Annotated in this window: 20 protein-coding genes; 14 read left to right on the top strand and 6 right to left on the bottom strand. The window is 63.5% G+C overall.

From position 1 onward, the window contains the following. Positions 1 to 3: 3 nt before the first annotated feature. The 4 genes from ATJ78_RS10630 to ATJ78_RS10645 are packed head-to-tail and all read right to left on the bottom strand — an operon-like array spanning position 4 to position 3,075. Positions 4 to 1,029, bottom strand: a complete 1,026-nt coding sequence (locus ATJ78_RS10630) for an App1 family protein phosphatidate phosphatase (RefSeq protein ID WP_098407566.1) — start codon at positions 1,027 to 1,029, stop codon at positions 4 to 6. Continuing rightward, a complete protein-coding gene (locus tag ATJ78_RS10635; protein ID WP_098407567.1) occupies positions 1,001 to 1,726 on the bottom strand; it encodes a DedA family protein in 726 nt (241 codons plus the stop codon). Before ATJ78_RS10635 ends, ATJ78_RS10630 begins: the two co-directional genes overlap by 29 nt. Positions 1,727 to 1,754: 28 nt before the next feature. Further along, positions 1,755 to 2,675 (bottom strand): M56 family metallopeptidase, encoded by a 921-nt coding sequence (locus tag ATJ78_RS10640; protein WP_169923440.1) that lies wholly within the window; start codon positions 2,673 to 2,675, stop codon positions 1,755 to 1,757. Positions 2,676 to 2,691: 16 nt separating this feature from the next. Next, a complete protein-coding gene (locus ATJ78_RS10645) occupies positions 2,692 to 3,075 on the bottom strand; it encodes a BlaI/MecI/CopY family transcriptional regulator (RefSeq protein WP_098407569.1) in 384 nt (127 codons plus the stop codon). 142 nt (positions 3,076 to 3,217) lie between these two features. Between ATJ78_RS10645 and ATJ78_RS10650 the strand changes: the two genes are divergently transcribed. The 8 genes from ATJ78_RS10650 to holA all read left to right on the top strand — a co-directional run bounded on the left by ATJ78_RS10650 (position 3,218) and on the right by holA (position 15,567). Beyond that, positions 3,218 to 4,630, top strand: coding sequence for a cytochrome ubiquinol oxidase subunit I (locus ATJ78_RS10650; RefSeq protein WP_098407570.1), 1,413 nt, complete (start codon positions 3,218 to 3,220; stop codon positions 4,628 to 4,630). An 8-nt stretch (positions 4,631 to 4,638) separates the two neighbouring features. Next, on the top strand, positions 4,639 to 5,658 hold the full coding sequence (gene cydB / locus ATJ78_RS10655) for a cytochrome d ubiquinol oxidase subunit II (protein WP_098407571.1): 1,020 nt from the start codon (positions 4,639 to 4,641) through the stop codon (positions 5,656 to 5,658). Continuing rightward, the gene (gene cydD / locus ATJ78_RS10660; protein ID WP_098407572.1) at positions 5,645 to 7,279 is read left to right on the top strand and encodes a thiol reductant ABC exporter subunit CydD; all 1,635 of its coding nucleotides are present in this window, start codon (positions 5,645 to 5,647) and stop codon (positions 7,277 to 7,279) included. Before cydB ends, cydD begins: the two co-directional genes overlap by 14 nt. Further along, positions 7,276 to 8,949 carry a thiol reductant ABC exporter subunit CydC gene (gene cydC, locus ATJ78_RS10665; protein ID WP_098407573.1) on the top strand — a complete coding sequence of 558 codons (1,674 nt, stop codon included), beginning with the start codon at positions 7,276 to 7,278 and terminating at the stop codon, positions 8,947 to 8,949. The genes cydD and cydC overlap by 4 nt, the downstream gene beginning before the upstream one ends. A gap of 72 nt (positions 8,950 to 9,021) precedes the next feature. Further along, a complete protein-coding gene (gene leuS / locus ATJ78_RS10670) occupies positions 9,022 to 11,532 on the top strand; it encodes a leucine--tRNA ligase (RefSeq protein ID WP_245836287.1) in 2,511 nt (836 codons plus the stop codon). A gap of 98 nt (positions 11,533 to 11,630) precedes the next feature. Continuing rightward, positions 11,631 to 12,221, top strand: a complete 591-nt coding sequence (locus ATJ78_RS10675) for a helix-hairpin-helix domain-containing protein (protein WP_098407575.1) — start codon at positions 11,631 to 11,633, stop codon at positions 12,219 to 12,221. 1 nt (position 12,222) lies between these two features. Then, on the top strand, positions 12,223 to 14,511 hold the full coding sequence (locus ATJ78_RS10680) for a ComEC/Rec2 family competence protein (RefSeq protein ID WP_098407576.1): 2,289 nt from the start codon (positions 12,223 to 12,225) through the stop codon (positions 14,509 to 14,511). A gap of 30 nt (positions 14,512 to 14,541) precedes the next feature. Next, positions 14,542 to 15,567 carry a DNA polymerase III subunit delta gene (holA, locus tag ATJ78_RS10685; protein WP_098407577.1) on the top strand — a complete coding sequence of 342 codons (1,026 nt, stop codon included), beginning with the start codon at positions 14,542 to 14,544 and terminating at the stop codon, positions 15,565 to 15,567. An 87-nt stretch (positions 15,568 to 15,654) separates the two neighbouring features. Here the strand turns inward: holA and rpsT are convergent, their stop codons facing one another. After that, on the bottom strand, positions 15,655 to 15,915 hold the full coding sequence (gene rpsT / locus ATJ78_RS10690) for a 30S ribosomal protein S20 (protein ID WP_098407578.1): 261 nt from the start codon (positions 15,913 to 15,915) through the stop codon (positions 15,655 to 15,657). Between the two features lie 241 nt (positions 15,916 to 16,156). Between rpsT and lepA the strand changes: the two genes are divergently transcribed. The 3 genes from lepA to hemW are packed head-to-tail and all read left to right on the top strand — an operon-like array spanning position 16,157 to position 19,898. Beyond that, positions 16,157 to 18,010: a translation elongation factor 4 gene (gene lepA, locus ATJ78_RS10695; RefSeq protein ID WP_098407579.1), complete on the top strand. Its 1,854-nt coding sequence runs from the start codon at positions 16,157 to 16,159 to the stop codon at positions 18,008 to 18,010. A 4-nt stretch (positions 18,011 to 18,014) separates the two neighbouring features. Continuing rightward, positions 18,015 to 18,671 carry a DUF1990 domain-containing protein gene (locus ATJ78_RS10700; protein WP_098407580.1) on the top strand — a complete coding sequence of 219 codons (657 nt, stop codon included), beginning with the start codon at positions 18,015 to 18,017 and terminating at the stop codon, positions 18,669 to 18,671. Between the two features lie 3 nt (positions 18,672 to 18,674). Further along, the gene (gene hemW / locus ATJ78_RS10705; protein ID WP_098409333.1) at positions 18,675 to 19,898 is read left to right on the top strand and encodes a radical SAM family heme chaperone HemW; all 1,224 of its coding nucleotides are present in this window, start codon (positions 18,675 to 18,677) and stop codon (positions 19,896 to 19,898) included. Between the two features lies 1 nt (position 19,899). Here the strand turns inward: hemW and ATJ78_RS16105 are convergent, their stop codons facing one another. Then, the gene (locus ATJ78_RS16105) at positions 19,900 to 20,589 is read right to left on the bottom strand and encodes a DUF4870 domain-containing protein (RefSeq protein ID WP_098407581.1); all 690 of its coding nucleotides are present in this window, start codon (positions 20,587 to 20,589) and stop codon (positions 19,900 to 19,902) included. A 176-nt stretch (positions 20,590 to 20,765) separates the two neighbouring features. On the opposite strand from ATJ78_RS16105, the gene hrcA reads away from it, so the two are divergent. From hrcA to ATJ78_RS10725, 3 genes are all read left to right on the top strand, one after another. Beyond that, entirely contained in the window at positions 20,766 to 21,791 is a 1,026-nt protein-coding gene (hrcA, locus tag ATJ78_RS10715) for a heat-inducible transcriptional repressor HrcA (RefSeq protein WP_098407582.1), read from the top strand. 84 nt (positions 21,792 to 21,875) lie between these two features. Continuing rightward, on the top strand, positions 21,876 to 22,976 hold the full coding sequence (gene dnaJ / locus ATJ78_RS10720; protein WP_098407583.1) for a molecular chaperone DnaJ: 1,101 nt from the start codon (positions 21,876 to 21,878) through the stop codon (positions 22,974 to 22,976). 1 nt (position 22,977) lies between these two features. Next, entirely contained in the window at positions 22,978 to 23,706 is a 729-nt protein-coding gene (locus tag ATJ78_RS10725; RefSeq protein WP_098407584.1) for a 16S rRNA (uracil(1498)-N(3))-methyltransferase, read from the top strand. The last annotated feature ends 3 nt before the right edge of the window (positions 23,707 to 23,709 follow it).

A 23,709-nucleotide genomic window follows, 5' to 3' on the forward strand; every position in this document is an offset into this window, starting at 1 on the left:
ACGTCAGTCGGGCAGAACCTTGTTGAGCTCGCTCAAAAGGCCTGCCCCGTCAGGAGCGTACACCCAGGTGTGCCCGGCGTCGTGCTGCTCGTGCTTCGACCGGCCGCCGGCAAGAACGGCTTCACCTGCGGAGAGCTGGCGGATGGCGACGGCAGAGACATTGTCGGGACGCTCGGAGGCGAACTCGGAGTACAGCTCCTCGTCGTGCTGGCCGTCGTCGCCGACGAGAATCCACGTGATGTCGGGAAACTCCGCGGCTAGGCGGCGAAGGTTCTCCCGCTTATGGGCCCGTCCGCTGCGAAAGATCCGATCGTGCGTGGGCCCCCAATCCGTGAGCAGGAGCGCTCCGGCCGGATAGAGATGGCGCGACAGAAAACGGCTGAGCGTTGGAGCGACATTCCACGCGCCGGTCGACAGATAGATCACGGGGCAGCCGCCGTGCATATTCGAGAGTCGATCGAGCAGCACCGCCATTCCGGGTACAGGCGTGCGCGCGTGCTCGTCGAGAACGAACGTATTCCATGCCGCGACGAGCGGCCGGGGCAGGGCGGTAACCATGACAGTGTCATCGACGTCGGAGATGACGCCGAAACGTGTTCCCGGCTCCACGATGTAGACGTCGCTTATCGCCGGCTCTGACCCTTCCGCCGAGAGCCGGATCGTCTGCCACCCGGGAGGCAGCTTCGCGGGGATCACCGTATCGATGACGCCGCCGCGGTCGGCGATAACCTCATGTGTGATTCCTGCAATCTCCACGGTAATCGGGCTCGAGACCACGGGGATGCTGGTAAAGCTGCGCCAGCCCCGGCTTCGATTGCTCGCTTCATCACGGCGTTCCGGATGCGTGTATAGCACGCGTCCGAGTACGCGGACCCATTCTGTCGAGCCGTACCCCGTGTAGGAGACGGCGGTGGGCTTCATGCCGCGTCTGACGGCGCGGCGCGCGCGCCAGGCGAGAAACGCGTCGTCAAGACGAGCGGCGCGGTGAATGCGCTCCGGCTCAGGCGGACTCGTCTCGGTTCGGGGCATCGGTCAATCCTGTCATGTTGTCGGTCTGACTGCGATTCGAACGTTCCAACTCCTCGTTCGCGCGTGCCATGTGACGCTTCTCGATGCGATGCAGGGCCTTTTTGACGGCCCAGGCGATGAGCAGAAAGATCGCGATGATACCCACGAAGACATAGCCGGCGAAGTGCAGACGTTCGGAGAGCTCTCGGTAAGTCTCGGCCGCGGCAGACCCCACAGAGACGTAGGCACCTGTCCAGATCAGGCATGCGGGAACCGTCCAGGCGAGAAACCGACGGTAGCGCATCGTGCTCATTCCCACCGTCACGGGAATGAGCGAGTGCAGAACGGGAAGGAACCTCGAGAGGAATACAGCGATTCCGCCGCGTCGCTCAAGGTACCGCTCGGCCCTCTGCCAATTGTGCTCGCCGATTCTCGTGCCGAATCGTGAGCGCCGGATACGGTCACCGAAGTATCGGCCGAGCGCGAATCCGATGCTCTCGCCTGCGAGGGCCCCGACGACCACGACGCAGTACATGGCCACGAACTGCACGGGAGATTCGATCCCTGTGCCCGCGACGATGACGATCGTGTCTCCCGGAACGACAAGACCGACGAGGATGCTCGTCTCGAGCATGATGGCGATCCCGGCGAGGATTGTCCGCAAGACGGGATCCACGCTCTGAACAGCATCAAGGATGCCGTCGAGGATCTCATTCACCCTGCGAGCTTAAACCACAAGCGTCCCGTCACGCTGCGAGCAGCAGAATTGGCGGAACGCACACGAGAGATATCGCGGCGAGCAGCACCCCGAAAACGACGACGCGCGGGAGGGGGTTTCGGTCTCTGAGCAATCGAGTGACTCGGGGTGCGGCGGACTGCGGCGTGGCGTCGGCGACGCCCACATCGGGCGAACCGCCGCCGCCCGTGGCAACGGCAACGATGGCGGAAACGAGGGAGTGCGCCGAGGACTCGGCTCGGGCCGTGTCGTCTGCGAGCATTTCGACGAGAAGCCCCACGGCGTCGCTGGCGCGAGTGGCGATGGGAAACCATGGCAGTGCCTTTCGCCATGCCCTGAATGCGAGCAGCAGCAGATGATGCTGCTGAGTGAGATGAGCCCGCTCGTGGGCGATGACAGCGTGCACCTCGTCGGAACTGAGTGCTTTCACGAGCCCGTCTGTCAGCACGGTGGCGGTGCGGAACGCTCCGGGCAGGCAGTAAGCGACGGGCGCGGGATATTCCATGACGCGGGCGCCAGGCACCGTGCTGTCAGGCGCGCTCAGGAGGGCGACGAGATCATGTTGTCGCCGTCGTTCCCGCTCGGTTCTCACGACCGTGGTCAGAACGCTGAGCAGAAGGTGCCCGGCGAAGAGGACAGCACAGCAGAGAGCGAAGATGTGCAGCGCACCGAGTCCAGCGGGCGTTGTCCCGCTCATCACGCCGTCGATGAGCAATCGCACGCCGTCGGATACGGTCGGGGACAATCCCGAGACTCCGAAGGTGACGAGCGCACCGAGAGTTGAGAGCACGCCCGCGACGGCGACGGCCTGCCATACGAACAGAGCGAGAGCCGGTGCCCTCGAAGGCCACGCCGCTCGCGCGAGCACGATGGGAACGGGCCACGCGAGCGCGAAAGCGAGCGCGGCGAGGAGTGCAGAGGCGAGGAGCATCGCACTCAGAATACGGCTACTTCGCCGGGGATGACTTGCGCTCGAGCAGGGACCGAAGCGTCTCAGCCTCGGTCGGAGAGACGCCGCCGATGAAGCGCGCAAGCGCGGCTTCGCGGTCGGGTGCTGCGCCGAGAACCTCATGCATCAGGTCTGCTGTGTGATCGGCCCGCGTCGTGACGGCTCGATACAGGTGAGGGCGATGCGAACGGTTTCGGGAAACGAAGCCCTTTGACTCGAGTCGAGACAGAACAGTCAGTACGGTCGTCGCGGCGAGCTGGCGGCGCGCGGCGCCGGCGTCTGCCGTCACCAGTCGATCTCTCAGGTCACCGGCACTGAGCGGCTCGGGGGAGGCCCAGAGGACGTCCATCACCGAGCGTTCGAGATCACCAAGAGTTGCCATGTCTTCAGGATACGCGGTTTTTCCGAAACCCTCTACATGATGTAGAAACCGTGTTCTACACATCGTAGAAATATTTGTTCTACACTGTGTAGAACCCGCATTTCTACGGCGCGTAGAACACGCGCAATCAGGGAGGGCATCTGTGGAACAGCTTCTGGATCCGCTGGTTCTCGCACGGTGGCAGTTCGGCTTGACGACGCTGTACCACTTTCTCTTCGTTCCGCTCACGATCGGCTTGGCGACGATCGTCGCGATTTTCCAGACGGTCTGGGTGCGCACAGGAAAGCTGCAGTACCTTCAGCTCACTCACTTCTACGGCAAGATCTTTCTGATCAATTTCGCGATGGGCGTGGTGACGGGAATCGTGCAGGAGTTCCAGTTCGGCATGAACTGGTCTGACTATTCACGGTTCGTCGGTGACGTCTTCGGTGCGCCACTGGCGCTCGAGGCGCTTCTTGCATTCTTTCTCGAGGCGACTTTCATCGGTCTGTGGATCTTCGGCTGGGATCGCCTCCCTCGCGGCCTGCATCTTGCGACCATCTGGGTGACGGCAGTGGCCACCGTTGTCTCGGCCTACTTCATCATCGCGGCGAACGCGTTCATGCAGAACCCGATCGCGTACACGATCAACGAAGAGAAGGGGCGGGCCGAACTCACGAGCCTCGGTGAGCTCCTTGCTAACCCGATCGCCATCGCGGCGTTCCCCCACACGATCTTCGCGTGCTTCATGGTGTCAGCGGGACTGGTCATCTCCGTCGCGGCGTGGCACCTCTCGCGCGGCCAGAATATGGAGACGATGCGTCCGGCGCTCAAATTCGGGCTCTGGACCATGGTCATCTCGGGAGCGGGCACCGCGCTCATGGGCGACCAGCTGAGCCTCGCGATGGTGGACGCACAACCGATGAAGATGGCTGCCGCCGAGGCTCTCTACGCGACAGCATCCGGAGCCGACGCATCGTTCTCGCTCTTCACGCTCGGGACCCCTGACGGAGTGCACGAACTGTTCTCCATCCGCGTGCCCTACCTTCTCTCGCTGCTCTCGACGCACTCGCTCGATGGCACCGTCGAGGGCATCAACGACATACAGGCCGACTATCAAGAGATGTACGGACCCGGCGACTACGCGCCGATCATCTGGATCACGTATTGGTCGTTCCGGTGGATGATCGGGCTCGGTGTCGTGCACATTCTCGTGGCCGTCGTCGGGCTGTGGCTCACGCGCAAGGGACGCACACCGACGAACCGCTGGGCATGGAAGGCCGCGATCTGGTCGTTTCCCGCGTCACTGCTCGCCATGAGCGTCGGCTGGATCTTCACGGAGATGGGACGCCAGCCGTGGCTGGTCTTCGGACTCCTGAAAACCGAGGACGGCGTCTCGCCCGGCGTGAGCGGGCTCACTGTGCTCGTTTCACTTCTCGCGTTCACGCTCGTGTACGGATCGCTCGCCGTCGTCGAGTTCCGTCTCATTCTGAAGGCCGTGCGCTCTGGGCCTGAGCCGATCGAGCGCGCTGAGGGCGACGCGGACGAACCAGTTTCCCGAGCCGCGGTGTATTAGGAGGAATCGTGGATTTGACGATTGTGTGGTTCTGGGTCATCGCGGCCTTCTTCATCGGCTACTTCGTGCTCGATGGCTTCGATTTCGGCGTCGGCATGTCCCTTCCTTTCCTCGGAAAGGACGACACGGACAGGCGCGTGCTGATCAACACGATCGGTCCGGTATGGGACCTCAATGAGACGTGGGTGATCGTGGCGGGTGCAATGCTCTTCGCGGCGTTTCCCGAATGGTACGCGACGCTGTTCAGCGGTTTCTATCTCCCGCTGCTTGTCATTCTCATCGCGCTGATTCTGAGAGGCGTGTCGTTCGAGTATCGGCACCAGCGCCCTGAACGGAGATGGAAGCAGCGGTTCGACAGAATGATCGTCTTCGGCTCTGCTGTTCCCGCCTTTCTCTGGGGGGTTGCCTTCGCGAATATCGTGCGAGGCGTGCCGCTGGACGAGAACCATGACTTCGCCGGCAGCATTGTCGATCTGCTCGGTCCCTACGCTCTGCTTGGCGGTCTCACAACTCTGCTGCTCTTCTTCACCCACGGCGCCGTCTTCGTCGCGCTCAAGACCGATGGCAATATTCGTCGCCGTGCACGTGCGCTGGCCACGAGGGCGGGGTTACTCGCGACGGCTGCGGCCGTCTGCTTTCTGACGTGGACGGTCGTTGACCACAGCTCGGCGACGATCGTCGTGCTCGCTGTCGTCGCGGCCGCCGCACTCGTCTGTGCACTCGTCGCAAACGCCGTGAATCGTGAGGGACTGGCATTCACGGGAATGGCGGTCACGATCGCTGCGGCGGTGCTCACGCTGTTCGCGGCGCTGTTCCCCGCTGTCATGCCGGCGAGTAACGATCCCGCGTACAGCCTCACAATCGAGAACGTCTCGTCGACGCCGTACACGCTCGAGGTGATGAGCTGGATCGCGCTCTTCGCTCTCCCTCTGATCCTGCTCTACCAGGGCTGGACGTATTGGGTCTTTCGCAAACGGATCACGCGCGAGCACATTCCCGAGGAGGCGGAGTCGCATGCGTCCTCTTGATCCGCGCCTCGTTCGGTATGCGCGCTCATCGCGTGCATTCCTCGTGCTCGGTGCCGCGATCGCCCTGGCGGATGTCGTCGCGACGATTGGGTTCGCGTGGAACGTGACGCTCTCGATCACGCGCGTGATCGATGGCGCGTATCCCTCCACGATCGTGTTAAGTGTTCTCGGCGTTGCTCTCTTCGCAGGTGGGCGCGCAATGCTCGCGTGGGCCACCGAGGTCACAGGGGCGCGCGGCGCCGCCCGCGCCAAGAGCGATCTGCGACGACGTGTCCTCGCCGCGATTCCACGGTTGGGCGCGGATTGGCTCGCGCGCAGCAATTCTGCATCGATCACGACGTTGCTTGGGCATGGGCTCGATGCGCTCGACGATTACTTTGCCCGATATCTGCCTCAGCTCATCCGCACAACGATCACCGTTCCGATTCTCGTCGCCGTTGTGTTCGCACACGATCTGCTCTCGGGCATCACGCTCGTCGTGACCCTTCCGATCGTTCCGCTCTTCATGGTCCTGATCGGGCTTGCGACTCGAACGGTTCAGCGCAGGCAGTGGGACGGGCTGAACCGCATGTCGACGTACTTTCTCGACGTCGTGGGAGGCCTGTCGACGCTCAAGGTCTTCGGCCGTGAAAAGCGACAGATCGCACGCATGGCGACAATCACAGAGAGCTATCGCCGATCCACCATGTCGGTGCTGCGCGTGTCATTCCTCTCGGGATTCGTCCTCGAGCTCATGGCAAGCCTTGCGGTTGCTCTTCTCGCGGTCTCAATCGGCTTCCGGCTGGTTGACGGCGCGATGCCGCTCATCACCGGTCTGTTCATTCTGCTTCTCGCACCCGATGTCTTTCTGCCGGTACGACAGGTCGGCGCCAATTTCCACGCCGCTGCCGAGGGCGCAGAGGCCGCGCAGGACGCGTTCGCGATCCTCGACGAGGCGGCGACGTCTGCCGCCCCTGGCGGACGCGTAGAGGCCAACGGAGACCTCGAGCTTCGCGCCGTCACCGTCGAGCGCGGCGAGGAGCGCGTGCTCGACGACTTTTACGCGCGGTTTCGCCGAGGAAGCGTCACTGCTGTCTCGGGGGCAAGCGGTGCGGGCAAATCGACGCTTCTCGGGGTTATCGCCGGAACCGTGCCGTTTACCGGTGCCTTGTCGGTCGGAGGCGTCGACGTGAGTGACGCGTCGGTCGACAGCCGCGACTGGCTGGCGTGGGCTCCGCAGCATCCGAGCCTGCAGTCGGGGACCGTGCTGTCAAACGTCACGCTTGGCGACTCCAACCCCGATCGACAGCGAGCCGAGCGCGCGCTGCAGCTTGCCGCGGCCGCTGAGCTTGATCTCCAGACCCGAGTCGAGACGGCTGGGGCCGGACTCTCAGGAGGGCAGGCGCAGCGCGTCGGACTCGCACGGTGCTTTTACCGCGCAATGTCGCATCAGGCGAGCGTGATCGCCCTCGACGAGCCCACGTCAGCGCTCGACCGGCACACGGAGCAGATCGTGGCGCGTGGGATACGCGCTTTAGCCACTCAGGGAGCGAGCGTCATCGTGGTGACTCATAAGGCCGCCCTCGCCGACTGGGCGGACGAGCACATCGCGATCGGCCACGAGATTGAGGTGACAGCATGAGCGCCATTTCCGCACGCAGCGAGCGTCGACGAGTTTTGCGCAGCGCACTGCCCAGCGTCACACAGGCAATGCCCGGGATGCTGTCGGGCATTGCCACAGGACTGAGCGTTGTTGCTCTGCTCGCGACGAGCGCGTGGCTCATTGTGAGAGCCGCCGAGCAACCCCCGGTTCTCTTTCTCACGATGGCGGCGGTCGGCGTGCGGGCCTTCGCACTCTCACGAGCCGTGTTCCGCTATCTTGAGCGCCTCTACAGCCACGATGCCGTGTTCCGGCAGCTCGCCGCCCTGCGCTCCGGGGTGCTCGAGCGACTCATTCCTCGTGCACCAGCCGGTCTTTCGAGTCACTCGCGCGGTTCGCTGCTGAACGTGGTCGTCGCCGACGTCGACGAGCTGCAGAACCTCTCACTGCGTGTCGTGCAGCCCATCGTGGTGGCGGCAACGGTGTCGGTGCTCAGCGTGACGGGAGTGGCGCTTCTATCGCCGGAAGCCGCCGTGCTGCTTCTCATCGCGCTTGTCGTCTGCGGCGCGGGATCGGCGTGGGCCACCCGGCTCGTCGCCGGCGCTGCCGAGCGGTCCATCGCGCCCAAGCGCGAAGCGCTCACGAGCGCGATCATCGACTACATTCAAGGCTTCGCCGTTCTCTCGCATTTCGGCGCGGAACCCGCCGCTCGCGAACGCGTGTACGCGGCCGACGCTGCTCTCACGCGAACGGTGCTTCGCCGCTCACGCGGATTCGGCCTCGGAGCCGGAATCGTTGCGGTGTGTGCGGGCCTCACCGTTGCGGGCGCTATCCTCATCGGAGCTCGTCTCGTCGGAGACGACGGCGTCGGCGGCCCGGTCTTCGCGGTGGTCGCACTCGTTCCGCTGGCTGTTTTCGAAGTGGTGGGAACGCTCCCCGTTGCCCTGGGCCACTGGCGCTCTGTGCGGTCGAGCGCCGATCGGCTCGCGCGCGTCGCGCCACAGGGTGTGCCGACGGAGATCCCCGATGAGTGCCACGAGACACATCTCCCATCGCGCAGAGGCACGCGGTTGACACTGCGCGACGTGACGGCGCGCTGGCCTGGACACGAAGCACCATCGATCACCCACGTCGACCTCGACGTCGAGCCAGGGGAGTGCGTCATCATCGAGGGAAGCAGCGGCTCGGGAAAGACGACGCTCGCGAACGTCCTCGTGAGGTTTCTCGACCACGAGGGGTGTTACCTGATCGGGGGAGAGGAAGCCCGCGATCCCGCAGAAGTGCGCGCACTCGTCGGACTGTGTGAACAGCATCCGTACCTCTTCGATGAGAGCGTCAGGCAGAACCTGCTCTTCGCGCGCGACACAGCGACGGATGCCGAGCTGATGGACGTTCTCGACCGCGTGGGACTGTCTGAGTGGGTCGACTCGCGCGGTGGGCTGGACGCTCCGGTAGGCGAACGGGGAGCGCTCGTCTCGGGCGGGCAAGCGCAACGCCTCTCCCTCGCTCGCGCGCTGCTGAGAGACTTTCCGATTCTCGTTCTGGATGAGCCGACCGCAAACGTCGACCCCGACCGTGCGGATGCCCTGCTCCGCGACATGATCGATGCGTCGCGTTCCCGCGGGCGCAGCACCATCGTCATCACGCACGATGACGTGCCCGAGTGGCTCGTCGACAAGCGGTTCACCATGAGGGAAGGCAGTCTCGTCTAGCGGTATCCTTGGGAGTCGGACCATTCGCGCCAGAGAGGCCTGGTCGTCCAGCTGACGGAGATTGAGAGTCACGTGTCCCACGAGCAGACAACGCACGGCACAGCCGAGAAATACGATTTCGCCGCGATTCAGGAGAAATGGCTTCCCGTGTGGGACGAACTCAAGCCGTTTGCCGTGGATGATGCGTCAGACACTCGCCCGCGAAAATACGTTCTCGACATGTTCCCGTACCCGTCTGGCGACTTGCACATGGGTCATGCTGAGGCGTTCGGCTTCGGTGACATCGTGGCGCGCTACTGGCGACAGCGCGGGTTCAACGTACTGCATCCCATCGGGTGGGATTCGTTCGGGCTGCCCGCAGAGAACGCTGCCATCAAGCGCGGCATCGATCCGCGCGGCTGGACGTACAGCAACATCGCGCAGCAGAAGGCGAGCTTTCGCATTTACGCGCCGTCTTTTGACTGGTCGCGCGAGCTTCACACCTCTGACCCCGAGTACTACCGCTGGAACCAGTGGCTATTTCTCAAGCTGTACGAGAAGGGACTCGCATACCGTCAGGAGAGCCCGGTCAACTGGTGTCCGAATGATCAGACCGTGCTCGCCAACGAACAGGTCGTCGACGGGCATTGCGAGCGCTGCGGCGCCGCCGTCACGAAGCGAAACCTGACGCAGTGGTACTTCCGCATCACCGATTATGCCGACAGGCTCGTCGATGACCTCGGTCAACTCGAAGAGCAGTGGCCGGCGCGGGTCCTCTCGATGCAGCGCAACTGGGTCGGGCGCTCGGCCGGCGCGGACGTCGAATTCCGCATTGAGGGACGCGACGAACCGGTCACGGTATACACGACGCGACCCGACACGCTCCACGGCGTCACGTTCATGGTCGTGGCTCCGGACTCTGCCCTCGCCGCCGAGCTCGCGGCAGGCTCGACAGCTGAAGTCTGCACGTCCTTTGAGGCCTACCTCGAGAAGACGCGCGCCGAGAGCGACATCGACCGGCTCTCGACGGAACGGGAGAAGACGGGCGTCTTTCTTGATCGCTACGCCGTTCATCCTCTGACGGGGGATCGACTTCCCATCTGGGCAGCGGACTACGTGCTCGCGGACTACGGCCACGGCGCCATCATGGCCGTGCCCGCCCACGACCAGCGCGACCTCGATTTCGCCAGGACATTCGACCTCCCTGTTCGCATTGTCGTGCAGCCCGAGGCAAGCGACGCGACTGACCTTGATCCAGCAGTGACAGGGGAAGCGCTCGTCGGCGACGGCCACCTCATCAACTCCGGTGAGTACGACGGGCTCACGAAGGCGGAAGCGATTGATCACGTCACGGAGAAGCTCGAGGACAGCGGTGTTGGTCGAGCCGCAAAGAATTACCGTCTCCGAGACTGGCTCATTTCGCGTCAGCGCTACTGGGGTACGCCGATCCCGATCATTCACTGCTCGGAGTGCGGCGAAGTTCCCGTTCCTGAAGATCAGCTTCCGGTCGAACTTCCCTCCGCCGAGGGACTCGACCTCAAACCGAAGGGCACCAGCCCGCTGGGGGCTGCTGACGACTGGGTCAATGTCGCATGTCCGCGTTGCGGAGGGCCCGCGAAGCGCGACAGCGACACCATGGACACCTTCGTCGACAGCTCGTGGTACTACCTGCGGTATCTCTCGGCGAACGACGACACGCGCGCGTTCGATGTTTCAGAAGTGGAGAAGTGGGCTCCCGTCGATCAGTACGTCGGCGGTGTCGAGCACGCTATTTTGCACCTGCTGTATTCACGATTCATCACGAAGGTTCTGTTCGACCTCGGGTTCGTCACGTTCACTGAGCCGTTCACCTCTCTGCTCAATCAAGGTCAGGTGATCCTCAACGGCGCGGCGATGAGCAAGTCAAAGGGGAATCTCGTCGAGTTTGCCGGTGAGCTGCGCGACTACGGTGCCGATGCGCTCCGAGTGACCCTCGCATTCGCAGGTCCGCCAGAGGACGATATCGACTGGGCAGACGTGTCACCCGCGGGATCATCGAAGTTCCTTGCTCGCGCGTGGCGGATCGCCCACGACGTCTCGAGTGACGCCGGCATCGACACGGCATCGGGAGACGTGGCATTGCGCCGCCAGGTTCATCGATTCTGGGCCGACGCGCCCGGGCTTGTCGAGTCCTACAAATTCAATGTGCTCATCGCCCGGCTCATGGAGCTCGTGAACGTCACGAGAAAGACGATCGATTCTGGTGGCGGTGCGGCAGACCCCGCGGTGCGCGAAGCGGGCGAGGCCATCGCACTCGCGCTGAATGTCGTCGCTCCGTACACGGCCGAGGACATGTGGAGCATGCTCGGTCACGAGCCGACGGTGGCGAACGTGCCCTGGCGCGATGCGGACCCGTCGCTTCTCGTTCAGGAGGAAGTGACGGCAGTCGTTCAGGTGAACGGCAAAGTGAGGGGCCGCCTGCAGGTAGACCCGGCGATTGCTCCTGATGAGCTTGAGCGACGTGCGCGCGAGGACGTCAATGTCCTTCGCGCGATCGGTGCAAAGGAGATCACGAACGTCATCGTTCGCGCTCCCAAGATCGTGAGCATCGCCACCGCGAAATAGTTGCTCAGCCGTCGTCCACAGATCTCGGGCGGACGACGTTGCTCACAGAGTGCACGGGCCGAGCTCTGGGCTGATGGGCTCGCTCCTAGTCTTGCAGCATGCAGGAGCGGGCCGAACTATCGCGACGCGCCCGACGTCCGAAGCGAGCGCGCCTTGGAGCAGGAGTCGCGGTCTTGCTCATGCTCGCCGGGCTCGCCGCTGCCGTCGTCGTCGCTCTTGTGCAGCAAGGCGATCACGTCTCGACGGTCGCTCCTCGAGCGTCAGCGTCGAACGTTCCGGTGACGATCTACGTTCACGTTCTTGGCGCTGTTCACACGCCAGGGCTATACCAGCTGAACGATGGTGCACGGGTGATGGATGCTGTCGCGGCAGCCGGCGGGCTGACAGACGCCGCCGATGAGACAGCGATCAATCTCGCTCGGTTTGTCAGCGACGGCGAGCAGGTGCGCGTTCCGACGGAGGGAGAGACCGAAGAGCAGGATGGCACCGATGCACAGGGCCGTGTAAATCTGAACACCGCAACGTCCGAAGAGTTGGAGGCACTTCCCAGAATCGGCCCATCGCTTGCTGCGCGCATTATCGCGTGGCGCGAAGAGAACGGCGGTTTCCGTTCTGTCGATGACCTGCGTAACGTCTCTGGAATCGGCGAGAAGACGTTCGCGTCGCTCAAAGATCTCGTGACGATCTGACATGAGACTTCTCGCCCCGGCGGCCTTCGCGTGGATAGCGGCTCTCCTGGCAATCGGGCTTCAGGCCGCTTTCACTACATGGGCGGTGTGCGCCAGCGTCGCTTGCCTGATCACCGTATGGTGCGTAGTTCGGCATCGTGGCGGGCCGGCAGCTCTTCTCGCCGTTTCGCTGGCTGCCGCTGCATTCGTCAGTTTCTCTGCCTCTCTTGGCGCCGAGCAGCGCCGCCCTGACGCGATCATCGACGCCGCGGCACGGGATGCGGCCACCGACATCGTTGCGACGATCGACGGCCTCGCGCAGACCACGGATCGTGGTCCGGCACACGTTCGGGTGAAAGCAACGGCGACCGAGGTCGACGGCGTTGCGGTCCGCATTCCGGTGACGCTCTTTGGCTCAGCAGATCGGGACAAGCTTGCGATCGGGAGCTCCGTCACGGCGACGGGCCAGATCATCCTCACCGGCCCGACGGACGACTCGTCGGCACTCGTGTTCGTCGACGAACGGCTCACCGTCTCCGCTGCACCGCCGTGGTACCTCGCGTGGGCGCACGACATGCGTCGCAACTTCGTTGACCTCTGTAGCAGCCTTCCTGGAGCAGGGGGCCGCCTTCTTCCCGGTCTCGCTGTTGGAGACACAAGCGCGGTCGGCGTCGAGCTTGACGCCGCGATGAAGACTTCGTCGTTGAGTCACCTTACAGCGGTCTCCGGCGCGAACTGCGCGATCGTCGTCGCGTTCGGCATCATGCTCCTTGCACGTTTCGGCGCCGGCCGTCTGCTGCGCGTCACAGCGGCTCTCGTGGTTTTGGCGGCGTTCGTCATTCTCGTCACACCGCAGTCCAGCGTCATTCGCGCGTCGATCATGGTCTCTCTCGCTCTGATCGTTCAGCTCACAGGCCGACCGTCCGGCGGCGTACCCGCACTTGCTGCGAGCGTCGTCCTCATGCTGGCCATCGACCCTTGGTTCGCGTACGACGCCGGTTTTGCGCTCAGCGTGCTCGCCACAGCGGGTCTTCTGCTTCTTACGCGTCCCCTCGCCACAGCCCTCAGTCGCGTACTGCCTTCGGGAATCTCGATGGTGATCGCCGTTCCGTTGGCTGCTCAGCTCGCATGCCAGCCGATTCTGATTCTCCTCTCAAGTTCCATCAGCTTGTACGGTGTCGCTGCGAACATCCTCGCGGCGCCAGCTGCACCTCTCGCGACGGTCGTTGGTCTTCTCGCCTGCGTCGTGACCCCAGTGGTCCCCGTCGTGGCGACGATGCTCGCGTGGATCGCCTATCTTCCCGCCGCCTGGATCGCCGGAGTCGCGACCGTGACTTCTGCTTTGCCCGCGGCGACGATTCCCTGGATTCCCGGTGTGCTCGGCGCCCTGCTGCTCGCTGGAGCGACGTGTCTCGCGTGTACTTTTGCCTTCGTGCCGCGATGGCGTACTCACTTGGTGGGGAGAAGCATCCTCGCGTGTCTCTGCGTGTGCATTGGCATCTACGGCGGGACGGTCGCTGCACCGGCGCTGTCGACGAGCCTTCACCGTCCGCGGGACTGGATCGTTGCCGCGTGCGATATTGGCCAGGGCGACGCCGTGCTCCTCCGCGCCGGGGGCGGCGTGATTCTGGTGGACACGGGACCGGATCCGAAACTGGTCTCGGCGTGCCTGGACACTCTAGGGATCGAGAGAATCGACCTGCTCGTGCTGACGCACTATGACGCAGACCATGCGGGAGGAGTGCGCGGAATCGCAGAACGCACAGAACGGGCGTTCGTTCAGGCCGTGCATGACGAGGCGGGGGAACGTGCGACACAGGAGCTCCGGGCAGCGGGTGCGCATGTCGAGATTGTGACGGCTGGTGTCAGCGGCACGGTCGGAAACATCGATTACTCAGTGATCTGGCCAGAATCCCGCGAACTGACCGGGAATGCGGGAAGCCTCGTTCTCGACGCCGCTATTGACAGCGTTGACATCATTCTTCTCGGCGATCTCGGTGAAGACGAGCAGCGGGCCGTGCTTTCCGGGATGCCGGCCACCGGATACGCGGACATCGTGAAGGTCGCCCACCATGGGAGCCCAGACCAGTCCGCGGAGTTGTACCGACAGCTCGGAGCGACACTCGCCGTCATTTCGGTGGGAGCGGACAACACGTATGGCCACCCGGACGAGAAGACGCTCGATGAGCTGACCGCGGCAGGTTCCCGTACTCTTCGCACCGATCTGCGCGGCATGATCCTGATCTCGACGCGCAACGGCGACTTTGAGGTGTGGTCGCAGAAATCGGTCGGTGACAGTGGCGGCGGATAAGCTGAAGGGGCACGACGACGAAAGGCACAAGTGGCAGCGACACGACGCGGCGCGACGGCGAAAAGCTCGGCGAAGATTCCCCAGCTCCCCTGGCACGACGTTCGTCCGGCCCCCGTCGTCCTTGTGTCAGGGCCGCAAGACCTCTTCGCCGATCGCGCGATCAAGGGACTTCGCGACTTTCTGCGTGCCGAAGACCCCAGCCTCGAGATCAATGACATTGAGGCGGCGGCCTATCAGCCTGGCGAGCTCGTGACGTTGGCGAGTCCGTCGCTCTTCGCAGAGCCTCGTCTCATTCGAGTGAGCGGCGTCGAAAAGTGCACTGACGCGTTTCTGTCCGAAGCGATTGAGTACCTCGCAGCACCTGCCGAGAGCGCGTACCTGGTTCTGAGGCACGCCGGCGGCATGAGGGGAAAGAAGCTCCTCGACGCCGTGCGTGCCGCGTCAGGCGCAGCAATCGAGATCGTCTGCAACGACATCAAGAAGGATGCTGAGAAGTTCGATTTCGCCAAAGCTGAGTTCGCTCGCGCAAACAAGCGGATTACCCCCGGCGCGCTCCGCCAGGTCGTTTCGGCGTTCTCAGATGACGTCGCTGAGCTCGCGGCAGCCTGCCAGCAGCTCATCGCGGATTCGGCGGATCAGATCACCGAGGGCGTCGTCGACCGCTATTACGGAGGCCGAGTTGAGACAACGGCGTTCGCTGTCGCGGATATCGCGCTTGCCGGACGTACGGCCGAGGCGCTCGTCGGGCTACGGCACGCGCTCGATTCGGGGGCGGATCCAGTGCCTGTCGTGGCGGCGTTCGCGATGAAGGTGCGAGCGATGGCGAAGGTCGCGAACGCTCACGGCAGTTCAGCTCAGCTTGCGAGTTCGCTCGGAATGGCGCCGTGGCAGGTCGACCGTGCACGAAGGGACGCGCGCGGGTGGACTGACGAAGGACTCGGCCGAGCGATTCTCGCTCTCGCCGAGGCAGATGCTGCGGTGAAGGGCGCCGAGCGAGACCCGGTGTTTGCGGTCGAGCGTCTCATCGGCGTCATCGCGTCGCGTGGCGGGGTCTGATGCATCGTCGGCCTCACAGCATCCGCCCGAATGAACACAAGAACGGCCCCGCCAGAGCGGGGCCGTTCTTCTGTTGCGCGGTGTCGCTTAGAGGGCGTTCACCTTCTGGGCGAGACCGGCCTTGCGGTTCGCCGCCTGGTTCTTGTGAATGACGCCCTTGCTCACGGCCTTGTCGAGCTTCTTCGACGCGAGAGCGAACGCGTTGCTCGCTTTGTCCTTGTCGCCAGCTTCGACCGCCTCGCGCGTTGCGCGAACGAGAGTCTTGAGCTCGCTCTTGACCTGTCGGTTGCGCTCCTGCGCCTTGAGGTTGGTGCCGATTCGCTTGATCTGCGACTTAATGTTTGCCACGTTGTTTTGTGCTTTCGTTCGGTGTGTTCGGTGGTGCCGGTGGGGCGAGAGAGGGCGCTCCCGGCAAATCGTGCGGTTTCCGCCACACGCAAGCCAACGCCCAATACTACCAGCTTCAATGTGCTGATGGCACCACACGGCAGGTCGGGCCGCCGGACGTGCGTCGGGATGGTCTTCGTGTGTCTTTCATCGTCGGCGTGGGAGAATAGTGCTTTACCGACGGTACAGAGTAAGGAACGCGTTGAGCCCCAGAGCAGCCGTGGCCCTCGAGCCCGCCGCTACCGACCCTGCATTCATTCGCAACTTCTGCATCATCGCGCATATCGACCACGGAAAATCGACACTCGCCGATCGCATGCTGCACCTGACCGGCGTCGTGGCCGATCGGGATATGCGCGCCCAGTACCTCGATCGAATGGATATCGAGCGCGAACGAGGCATCACCATCAAGAGTCAAGCGGTGCGCATGCCGTGGGCCAAAGACGGCGAGACGTACGCCCTGAACATGATCGATACGCCGGGTCACGTGGACTTCACCTACGAGGTATCGCGCTCACTCGCCGCGTGCGAAGGAGCGCTCCTGCTCGTCGATGCAGCACAGGGAATCGAGGCACAGACGCTCGCGAACCTCTACCTGGCTCTCGAGAACGATCTCGAGATCATCCCGGTTCTGAACAAGATCGACTTACCGGCCGCGGATCCTGACAAGTACGCTGCCGAGTTGGCGAACCTCATCGGCGGATCACCGGACGATGTTCTGCGCGTCTCGGGCAAGACCGGGGCAGGGGTCGATGAGCTTCTCGACCGCGTCGTCGGCACCGTGCCCCCTCCGGCGGGAGACGAGAACGCTCCAGCACGCGCCATGATCTTCGACTCGGTGTACGACAGCTACCGCGGCGTCGTCACGTACGTGCGAATGGTTGACGGCGACCTGCGCCCACGACAGAAGGTGCAGATGATGTCGACGAACGCGACTCATGAGCTCCTCGAGATTGGCGTGTCTTCGCCTGAGCCCACGCCGAGCGCTGGGCTCGGCGTTGGAGAGGTGGGCTACCTCATCACTGGGGTCAAAGATGTACGGCAATCCCGCGTGGGCGACACCATCACCGATGCGAAGACGTCTGCGGCCGAGCCGCTTCCCGGATACACCGATCCGAAGCCTATGGTGTTCTCGGGACTGTACCCAATTGACGGGGCGGACTACCCGGATCTGCGAGACGCCCTCGACAAACTCAAACTGTCGGATGCCGCGCTCGTGTACGAGCCCGAGACATCCGTCGCGCTTGGATTCGGCTTTCGGTGCGGGTTCCTCGGGCTGCTGCACCTTGAGATCGTGAGTGAGCGACTCAGACGCGAGTTCGGGCTTGATCTGATCGCGACAGCGCCCAGCGTCACCTACGAGGTCGTCACTGAAGATCAGCGCTCGGTGATCGTGACTAACCCCAGCGAGTTCCCCGAGGGCAAGATCAGTTCGGTATCAGAGCCCGTGGTCAAAGTGGGCGTCATCGCACCGAAGGAGTACGTCGGCGCGATCATGGAGCTGTGCCAGTCGCGTCGCGGAAGCATGCTCGGTATGGAATATCTCGGTGAAGAGCGCGTCGAGATTCGATACAGCATGCCCCTCGGCGAGATCGTCTTCGACTTCTTCGATCACCTGAAGAGCCGTACCCAGGGCTACGCGTCGCTCGATTACGAGCCGATGGGGGAGCAGGAGGCGGACCTCGTCAAGGTCGACATTCTGTTGCAGGGTGACCAAGTGGATGCTTTCAGCGCGATCGTTCATCGCGAAAAGGCCTACGCATACGGCGTGCTGATGACGGAGAGGCTCAAGAAACTCATTCCGCGTCAGCAGTTCGAAGTTCCCGTGCAGGCCGCGATTGGATCGCGTATCATCGCTCGCGAGTCGATCCGCGCCATGCGGAAGGACGTTCTCGCGAAGTGCTACGGCGGCGATATCTCGCGAAAGCGCAAACTGCTTGAAAAGCAGAAAGAGGGCAAGAAGCGCATGAAGATGGTGGGTCGTGTCGAGGTGCCTCAAGAGGCCTTCATCGCTGCGCTGAGCGGTGACACAGAGTCGAAGAAAGACAAGAAATAGGCACATGCGCCGGTCCAATTTCGAAGACCAGCCAACGGACTACGCGGCCGTCGGAGCGACACAGGCCGCCGACCTGCTGCAGTACCCGCCCGACGGGTACGCGCCGTATGAAGATTCCATCAAGATCGGAAGCGGCGACGAACGGTTCGCCGCGGCATCCGCTTCTGTGCTCTCGTGGGAGGTTCTTCGGCTCGCGGGCATCACTGTCTCGGACATTGAACGCGGATCGGGCGATGCCTATCAGGCTGTTCGCTTTGCGGAGGACGGCACGCCGCTGGGACGCGGCACCGAACGCACCGAAGACCGGTTCGCGTCCGATGGCACGCCGTACATCACGTCGGGTACGACCGCAGTGCTCTCTGGGCGCGTCGGCTCGTATTCCGTGCGGGGACACGTGCGCGTCGTGTACGTCGTTGAAGATCCGCGCCGTGTTGCGTTCGCCTTCGGTACCGTCAGCGGGCACTCGATCAGCGGTGAGGAGTCGTTCGCCATCGAGCACCGAGACGATGACAGCGTGTGGTTCACCGTGCGAGCATTCGTCAGGCCCGTCGGGGTGTTCTACAAGGTCTTTCCCTTCTTGCTTCTGCGCCGCCGGAAGCGACTTTCCTCGCAGTACTTGAGGGCGCTTTCGCCGGCCTGGGCGAGCGACGTGCGCGAGTAGATGGTGCCGTCAGAACTGCCTCTCGGAGCTCTCGCGCCGTCCGACGGCAGACTCCCGCTCTCAGCCGCCGTAGGGTCGGACGCGCGGGACCTGGGCATGTACGTGCACGTTCCGTTCTGCCGTGTGCGTTGCGGGTACTGCGATTTCAATACGTACACGGCCACAGAGCTCCGTGGCGCCCGCCAGGTCGACTACGCGGATGAGGCGCTTGATGAAGTGCGTCTGGCAGGACGCGTGCTCGCCGATCTCGGCGCGGCTCCGAGGACTCTCTCCACGGTGTTCTTCGGTGGTGGAACGCCGACGCTTCTCCCGGCGCGGGACCTGGGGCGGATGCTGTCGGGAATCCGCGAAGAGTTCGGGCTCGCCGCTGAGGCAGAGGTTACGACGGAAGCGAACCCAGACAGCGTCGACGAGCGCTACCTCGAAGAACTGGCGGCTGCTGGCTTCACGAGGGTTTCGTTCGGCATGCAATCGGCCGTTCCTCACGTTCTCGCAACGCTGGAGCGCACGCACGATCCGGCGCGGATCCCTGATGTGGTGGCAGCTGCGCGCAATGTCGGACTCGATGTGAGTCTCGATCTCATCTACGGGACGCCGGGGGAGAGCCTTGACGATTGGAAGCGCTCGCTCGAGCACGCGATTCAGCAGCGCCCAGACCATCTCTCCGCCTATGCGTTGATCGTCGAGGACGGCACGAAGCTCGCGAGGCAGATTCGGCGAGGCGAGGTTGGAAGCCCCGACGACGATCTCGAGGCCGACATGTACGAGCTTGCCAACGACATGCTGGCTGAGGGCGGCTTTGGCTGGTACGAAGTCAGTAACTGGTCAACGTCACGCGAGCATCGGTCGCGGCACAATCTTTCCTACTGGACCGGACAGGACTGGTGGGGAATCGGGCCTGGTGCACACAGTCACGTCGGCGGTGTTCGCTGGTGGAACGTCAAGCACCCGGCGGCGTATGCCAGCCGTCTTGCTCAATCAGAATCGCCGGCTGCAGGTCGCGAGGTTCTCGACGACGAGACCCGCCGCATGGAGCGCATACTCCTCGAAACGCGCATCAGGAACGGGCTGCCGATCGATGTGCTCAGCCCGACGTCGCGACACGTTGTCGCCGAACTCATCGCCGACGAACTCGTGAACGCAGAAGCCGCCCTTCGCGGCCGCGTTGTGCTGACCGTGAGAGGGCGGCTCCTGGCTGACGCCGTCGTTCGGCGTCTCACTGATTGAGTTACTTGATGAAGCGGAAGTTGACCGGGTAACGGTACGGCTGACCGCCCTTGACCTTGACTCCGCCGATGATCGAGAAGATCAGGTTGAGGATGTACGGGAGCCAGCTCAGCAGGGAGAACAGAGCTGAGATTCCGCCGATCGCGGCGAAGCTGCCTCCGGCGATCATCGACGTCACCACGATGCCGCTGAGGATGCCGATGATAATTCCCCAGGCGATCGACACGATCAGGAACGTGATCTGCCAGTTGAGCGCTTCCTTGGCCTCTTGTCGAACGAACGGTCCACGATCCTTGAACACGAGGTAGATGATGAGCGATGGCAGGATCGCAAGCACGCCGCCGAAGTGCGACCACATTGCCCACATCTTGTCGTCCTGCGGCGTCAGTGGCTGCGCGCCCGGTGCCTGAGCATATTGGGGCTGCCCGTAGGGCTGCTGGCCCTGGTGAGGCGGCTGCTGCCCGTACTGCGGTGGCTGCTGCCCGTAGGGCTGCTGACCCTGCTGGGGTGGCTGCTGCCCATACTGGGGCGGCTGCTGCTGCCCGTACTGCGGCTGTTGCGGCTGACCATACTGCGGCGGTTGTGGCTGCTGCCCGTACTCGGGCTGCTGGGGTGGTGTCTGTGATGGCTGGCCGTGCGTGTTGGGCTGCTGATTCGGATCAGCAGGTTGCGGTGCATTCGGGTCAGTCATTGCTTCGCCTTTCGCTTGTGAAGTTCGCTTGCCGGCGAACGCTCGTGTCACGTCCTTTGCAGAACTTAGGAGTAAACCTACAGACACCGCGTCATGCCTGCAATTGTCCGCGCCGCTTTCACACGGACTAAGATTGGCACTCAGGGAGAACGAGTGCCAGAGAGGAGGCAAAACCGGTGGTTTCCGAACGCAGTCTCGACGTGTTGCGGGCAATCGTCACGGACTTTGTCTCCTCGAGGGAACCCGTCGGCTCGAAGAGCATCGTGGATCGCCACCAGTTCGGCGTCTCCGCGGCTACCATTCGCAACGACATGGCGCAGCTTGAAGAAGAGGAGCTGATCGTTGCTCCTCACACATCATCAGGGCGCATCCCGACAGACAAGGGCTATCGCCTTTTCGTCGACCAGCTCACAGACAAGCGACCGTTGTCTCCGGCCCAACGGCGCGCGATCGAGATGTTTCTGGAGCCGTCGGCCGATCTCGATGATGTTCTGCGTCGAACGGTGCGGCTGCTCTCACAGCTGACCAATCAGGTAGCGCTCGTGCAGTACCCATCGTTCGCGCGAGCGTCGGTGCGCCATGTGGAGCTGGTCAGTGTGAGCGAGTCGACGCTGCTCGTGGTTGTCATCGTCGACAACGGGCGCGTCGATCAGCGGCTCGTGGAGTCGCGCCGCACGCTCGACGATGACGAGATAAACCGCATTAAGGTCGAGATCAACGACATCGTCTCGGCTCAGACCGTCAATACGGCCGCAACCCGCTTGATGCAGCAGGGTGAGGACGATGCCTCTGCTGACGACGGGGAACTCGCTGACGCGGTTCGGAGTGTCGTTCTCGAAGTTCTTGGTCACTATCGTGAGGATCGACTCGTGATGGCGGGGGCCGCGAACCTCGCGCGCACCGAGGCCGACTTCTCGGGAAGCATCTTTCCCGTGCTCGAAGCCCTCGAGCAGCAGGTCGTACTCTTACGGCTCTTCGGCGAGATGCAGGCTGATCAGCTCGGCGTATCGGCGAGCATCGGGCGGGAGAACGCGCCGTTCGGACTTGACGAGACCAGCATCGTCACGAGCGGTTATCGTTCCTCTGCTGGCGAAATCGCCCGTCTCGGAGTTCTTGGACCCACGAGAATGGACTACGCGGGAAACATCACGGCTGTGCGAGCCGTCGCCCGCTACCTGACTCGGCTTCTCGAGGTCGAGTGACACGACCCGCATGCGCGACTTCGCGCACAGAATTGCACACCTGCCGGACGAGCCCGCCCGGCACACGACGAGGAAAGGCCACGAGTGGCTGACCACTACGAAACACTGGGCGTCTCGCGCGACGCCTCGGCCGAGGACATCAAGAAGGCGTATCGGAAGCTCGCGCGTCAGCTGCATCCCGACGTCAACCCGAGTCCTGAGGCAGCGGAGACCTTCAAGAACGTCACCCACGCATACGATGTGCTCAGCGATGCCCAGCAGCGGGCCGAGTATGACGCTGGGGGCAGGAACCCCTTCGGCGGCGCAGGAGGCTTCGGCGGATTCGGGGATATCTTCGACACGTTCTTCGGCGGAGGAGGCGGCGGGCGAGGCCCCCGCTCTCGGCAGGAGCGAGGAGAAGATGCTCTTCTGCGTATTGAGGTCGATCTTGTGGACGTCATGTTCGGTACCACAAAGCAGGTCGAGGTCGATACCGCGGTGCTCTGCGAGACGTGTGAGGGATCCTGCTGTCAGCCGGGAACCTCTCCTGTGACGTGCGACATCTGCCATGGGACCGGTCAAGTGCAACGCACGGTTCGCTCCCTGCTCGGCAACGTCGTCACAGCGAGTCCGTGTGGTTCGTGCCGCGGATACGGCACCATCATCCCGAACCCGTGCGTGACCTGCCAGGGACAGGGTCGCGTGCGAGCCCGCCGTACCGTCTCGGTCGACATTCCCTCGGGCGTCGATACGGGACTGCGTCTGCAGATGCCGGGCAGCGGAGAAGTCGGGCAGGGAGGCGGTCCCTCCGGAGACCTGTATCTTGAGATCAAAGTGCGGCACGACGACGTCTTCAGCCGCAACGGCGATGACGTGCTCTGCACGCTTGAAGTATCGATGGCCGACGCGATTCTCGGAACAACAAGCACGATCAAGGCGCTCGACGGTGACGTGGATCTCGAGATCCGGCCTGGTGTGCAGAGCGGCGACGTTCTCGTGATCAAGAGCCGCGGCATCACAGGCCTGCGCAGCACGACCAGGGGTGACCTTCGCGTCGGAGTGCAGGTCGTCACGCCGCAGAAGCTCGATCACAAGGAGCGGGACCTGATCCGTTCGTTCGCTGAAAGGCGCCGAGAGCCGAACCCCAAACTCGCGCATTTCCAGCAAGGACTTTTCGCCAAGCTGCGTGACCGTTTTGTGAGCTGATGTGAGCAGCGTCTTTATCGATGAGGCGCTCGTCGACGCCACGCGCGGCGGGCTCCTGACGCTGACGGGCGCCGAGGCCAAGCACGCTGTCACCGTGACGAGAGTGCGCGTCGGCGAGCGGGTCCTGGTTGGCAACGGTCAGGGTCTTCTGGTGCGCTGCGTGGTCGAGACCGTGCAGACAGGCGAGGTGATCTTGAACGTCGAAGACGTCGCCACCGTCGACCAGCGTCACCCGCAGATCACGCTCGCGCAGGCTCTCGCGAAAGGAGACCGTGATGAGCGCGCTGTTCAGATGAGCACAGAGCTGGGGGTGACGTCGATCATCCCGTGGCAGGCGCGCCGCAGCGTTTCGCGGTGGGACTCTGCGAAGGCGTCGAAGGGAGTACAGCGCTGGCAGACGATCGCTCGCGAAGCGACGAAGCAATCGCTGCGAGCGCACATTCCGCAGGTGCGGCCCCTTGAGAGCCCGGTCACGCTGGCAGCCTATGCAGCAACTCAGCGGATGCTCGTGCTCGACCCCGAGGCAACAACGCCGCTCAGCAGCATCCGTCTCGATGATCGCCCGCTGCTTCTCGTGGTAGGACCGGAAGGCGGAATCGACGGGGCGGAGATGCGCCGTTTCGCGGATGCTGGAGCCGAACGCGTTCGCCTTGGTGCGAACGTTCTACGGACCTCGTCGGCCGGGCCAGCCGCCCTCGCCGTACTCAACGTCATATCGGGGCACTGGTAGGTC

It is taken from the genome of Paramicrobacterium agarici (assembly GCF_002563955.1).
Classification (GTDB): Bacteria; Actinomycetota; Actinomycetes; order Actinomycetales; family Microbacteriaceae; genus Paramicrobacterium; species Paramicrobacterium agarici.

Coding starts and splice junctions, on each gene's coding strand:
- ATJ78_RS10630 (WP_098407566.1), bottom strand. CDS start 1,029: ATGCCCCGAACCGAGACGAGTCCGCCTGAGCCGGAGCGCATTCACCGC.
- ATJ78_RS10640 (WP_169923440.1), bottom strand. CDS start 2,675: ATGCTCCTCGCCTCTGCACTCCTCGCCGCGCTCGCTTTCGCGCTCGCG.
- ATJ78_RS10645 (WP_098407569.1), bottom strand. CDS start 3,075: ATGGCAACTCTTGGTGATCTCGAACGCTCGGTGATGGACGTCCTCTGG.
- cydD (WP_098407572.1), top strand. CDS start 5,645: ATGCGTCCTCTTGATCCGCGCCTCGTTCGGTATGCGCGCTCATCGCGT.
- cydC (WP_098407573.1), top strand. CDS start 7,276: ATGAGCGCCATTTCCGCACGCAGCGAGCGTCGACGAGTTTTGCGCAGC.
- ATJ78_RS10675 (WP_098407575.1), top strand. CDS start 11,631: ATGCAGGAGCGGGCCGAACTATCGCGACGCGCCCGACGTCCGAAGCGA.
- ATJ78_RS10680 (WP_098407576.1), top strand. CDS start 12,223: ATGAGACTTCTCGCCCCGGCGGCCTTCGCGTGGATAGCGGCTCTCCTG.
- ATJ78_RS10700 (WP_098407580.1), top strand. CDS start 18,015: ATGCGCCGGTCCAATTTCGAAGACCAGCCAACGGACTACGCGGCCGTC.
- ATJ78_RS16105 (WP_098407581.1), bottom strand. CDS start 20,589: ATGACTGACCCGAATGCACCGCAACCTGCTGATCCGAATCAGCAGCCC.